This window comes from Pseudomonas sp. GM80 (assembly GCF_000282515.1).
In the GTDB taxonomy this organism is placed as follows: domain Bacteria; phylum Pseudomonadota; class Gammaproteobacteria; order Pseudomonadales; family Pseudomonadaceae; genus Aquipseudomonas.
On the sequence record NZ_AKJD01000034.1, the window covers coordinates 1 to 800 of the forward strand.

1 protein-coding gene is annotated in these 800 nt (G+C 59.4%); it reads right to left on the reverse strand.

What is annotated here, in order from left to right; translation table 11 throughout:
* A partial coding sequence (locus tag PMI37_RS03330) for a calcium-binding protein (RefSeq protein WP_008078051.1) occupies nucleotides 1-800 on the reverse strand: 800 nt, incomplete at both ends.

Here is an 800-nt window from a genome sequence, read left to right on the forward strand (position 1 = left end):
GTCCTGCGCGTTGTCGACGATGTAAGTATCGTTGCCCGTGCCACCGATCATGGTGTCAGCGCCGAGGCCACCGTCCAGCACGTTGTTGCCACTGTTGCCGGTAAGAACGTTGTTGAGGGCGTTGCCGGTGCCATCGAGGTTGGCCGACCCGAGCAGGGTCAGGTTCTCGAGGTTGGCGCCGAGGGTGTAGTTGATCGAGGCCATGACGGTGTCGATGCCCGAAGCCGCAGTTGCCTGCTCGACAATCGTGTCGCCGACGTTGTCGACGTAATAGGTGTCGTTGCCGTCGCCGCCGGTCATGGTATCGGCACCGAGGCCGCCATTGAGGATGTTGTTGCTGGCGTTGCCGACGATGATGTTGTTCAGGTCGTTACCGAGCACGGTGAAAGCGCCGGCACCGCTCAGCAGAATATTTTCAATGTTTTGCAAGCTGGCCTGATTCAGGTCGACGACATTGGTCTGCGCCGTGGCGGCGTAGGTAATGTTGAGGAGATCGGTGCCTTCGTTGGCGTTCTCCACCAGCAGCGCCAGTTCACCGGCCTGATCGATGTTATAGGTGTCGTTGCCGTCACCTCCGATCAGGGTATCCAGGCCTGCGCCACCGAACATTACGTTGTTGCCGGCATTGCCGATCAGCACGTTGTTGCCGGCGTTGCCATAGGCGTTGATGTTGGCCGAACCGGTCAGTGTCAGGTTTTCGATATTGGCGCCCAAGGTGTAGGTCACCGACGCCAGAACAGTGTCGATCTCGTTGGCCAGGGTGCTGGTTTCGATGACCACGTCCTGCGCGTTGTCGACGA